This is a genomic window from Nocardioides sp., from assembly GCF_035703625.1.
Taxonomy (GTDB): Bacteria; Actinomycetota; Actinomycetes; order Propionibacteriales; family Nocardioidaceae; genus Nocardioides.
Window position 1 is genome coordinate 1 of sequence record NZ_DASSXS010000290.1, and the last position, 2271, is coordinate 2271.

The 2271-nt window shown below is 71.2% G+C and carries 4 protein-coding genes; 3 read left to right on the top strand and 1 reads right to left on the bottom strand.

Annotated features, from left to right (window positions below; all coding sequences use genetic code 11):
- Window positions 1-513: esterase/lipase family protein (locus tag VFN12_RS15165; RefSeq protein ID WP_325119575.1), on the bottom strand; the 513-nt coding region annotated here is incomplete at its 3' end.
- 71 nt (window positions 514-584) lie between these two features.
- Between VFN12_RS15165 and VFN12_RS15170 the strand changes: the two genes are divergently transcribed.
- From VFN12_RS15170 to VFN12_RS15180, 3 genes are read left to right on the top strand one after another with little or no spacing between them, the layout of a single operon-like run.
- Entirely contained in the window at window positions 585-968 is a 384-nt protein-coding gene (locus VFN12_RS15170; RefSeq protein ID WP_325119576.1) for a VOC family protein, read from the top strand.
- An 18-nt stretch (window positions 969-986) separates the two neighbouring features.
- Complete coding sequence (locus VFN12_RS15175; protein ID WP_325119577.1) at window positions 987-1484, top strand: AAA family ATPase; 498 nt, start codon at window positions 987-989, stop codon at window positions 1482-1484.
- A gap of 12 nt (window positions 1485-1496) precedes the next feature.
- Window positions 1497-2072 (top strand): DinB family protein, encoded by a 576-nt coding sequence (locus VFN12_RS15180; protein ID WP_325119578.1) that lies wholly within the window; start codon window positions 1497-1499, stop codon window positions 2070-2072.
- The last annotated feature ends 199 nt before the right edge of the window (window positions 2073-2271 follow it).

Below are 2271 nucleotides of genomic sequence, written 5' to 3' on the forward strand. Positions count from 1 at the left end.
GCCGTCGAAGGGTCCGCCGAGGCTGATCAGGTCGGTGACCCGGTCGGCGACGTCGGGCCAGAACTTCGCCGCCCACACGGGCAGCGCGCCGCCCTGGCTGTACCCGATCACCGCGACCGGGCGACCGGCCCGCCGCGACGCCTTGCGGACACCAGCGACGACGTACTCCGCGGCCACGGCGAAGTCGCCGAGCCCGTGGTCGGGCAGCTGCACGGCGCACGTCGCGAAGCCGTCGGCGCGCAGGGCGGGCTCGTAGCTCCACGACCACGTCTCGGCCCTCTTCTCGCCCGTGCCGTGGACCAGCAGCACGACCCGCCTCGCGGCGCGCAGCTCGGCCAGTGGCTGGCAGTCGGTGGCGCTGCGCAGCCGCTCCTGCGGCTGGGTCAGGGCCGGGCCGGACGGCGCCGCCGGTCCGACGGCGTTCGCGGTCGGACCGCCGACGAGTACGCCGGCGAGCACTGCGGCGAGCAGGGTCGCCGCCAGGCCGACGACCGGGCGTGTGGGGGCTCTCATGCCGGTGCAACGAGCGACCGTCCCGTGGGGTACGACGGCTGCCCGTCGGTCGGGGGTGGCAGGGTGGCGACATGGCATCTCGCGCATCCAACTTCTGCATCGACGCCGCCGACCCCTACGCCCAGACCATGTGGTGGGCGAAGGTCCTCGAGGACTTCACGGTCGAGGACGACTGGGAGATGAAGCCCGACGACGAGGAGTGCGGTCTCGCCGGCCCCGACGACCGCTACCTGTTGTTCCTCAAGGTCCCCGAGCCCAAGACGGTCAAGAACCGCATGCACATCTGCCTGCGCCCCACCGACCGGTCCCGCGACGAGGAGATCGACCGGGTCCTCGACCTCGGAGCCACCCTGGTCGACGACCTGCGCAAGGGTCCGGACAAGGGCTGGGCGGTGCTCGCCGATCCCGAGGGCAACGAGTTCTGCGTCCTGACGCCGTACCAGCCCGGGGCCTGAGCGACCCGGCGTCCAGCGATGGGCGAGCGGAACTACCTGGTCGAAGGCGTCTCCACGACTGGCAAGACCTCGGTCTGTCACGAGCTGCGGCGCCGGGGCTTCGACGCCGTCAACGGCGACACCGACCTGGCCTATCAGGGAGACCCGGACACGGGTGAGCCGACCGACGACCCGCCGTCGCACTGGCGCCACATCTGGGACGTGGAGAGGGTTCGGGCTCTCGTCGCCGACCGGAGTGCGCCCTGGACCTTCTTCTGCGGTGGCTCGCGGAACTTCGCGCAGTTCCTGGACCTGTTCGACGACGTCTTCGTCCTGGAGATCGACCGGCACACCCTGCGCCGGCGACTCGACCAGCGACCGGCGGACGAGTTCGGCGCACGGCAGTCCGAACGCGAGCTCGTCCTGCGGCTGCACCGCACCGGGGAGGACACCCCGAACGACGGCATCCGGATCGACGCCACCGCACCACTCGAGCAGGTCGTCGACGAGATCGTCCGCCGCGCGACGGTGGCGTGACAGGGTGACCGCGTGACGGATCCCAAGGAGACGCTCGTCCTCTACCTCCAGGGGGCCCGCGACGCGATGCTGTGGAAGCTCGACGGACTCTCCGAGTACGACGTACGCCGCCCGCTCACCCCGACCGGCACCAACCTGCTCGGGCTCGTCAAGCATCTCGCCAGCGTGGAGCTCGGCTACTTCGGGTCCACGTTCGGGCGTGATCCGGGGATCGACCTGCCCTGGTACTCCGACGATGCCCCTCTCAACGCCGACATGTGGGCGACGCCCGGGGAGTCACGCGAGTGGGTGGTCGACCTCTACCACCGGGCCTGGGCCCACGCTGCCGGGACCTTCGATGCCCTCGACCTCGACAGCCAGGGCGTCGTGGCGCACTGGTCGCCGCCCCACGACCGGGTGACGCTCCACCAGATGCTGGTCCACGTCGCGACCGAGACCCACCACCACGCCGGGCACGCCGACATCCTGCGCGAGCTGCTCGACGGTGCGGCCGGCTTCCTGGTCCAGAGCTCCAACCTGCCGGGGGACGGGTACGACTGGGCCGCCCACGTGGCGCAGGTCGAGGCGGCGGCGGCCAGCTTCCGCTGAGGCCTCGGCGTCATGCGGCCGGGTCCTCGCACAAAACAAGAACGTGTTCTAGTATTGCGAGCATGACCCAGACTGTTCTCGACGGCGCCCAGGTTCTCTCCGGTGTCCGCGACCTGCTGCCCACGATCCGGGAGCGGGCCGACGACGCCGAGCGGGCGCGCGTCGTACCCGAGGCCACCGTCAAGGAGCTCGAGGACAC

Bases quoted from the DNA above. Each gene is read 5' to 3' on its own strand.
- VFN12_RS15170 (WP_325119576.1), top strand. From the start codon at position 585: ATGGCATCTCGCGCATCCAACTTCTGCATCGACGCCGCCGACCCCTAC.
- VFN12_RS15175 (WP_325119577.1), top strand. From the start codon at position 987: ATGGGCGAGCGGAACTACCTGGTCGAAGGCGTCTCCACGACTGGCAAG.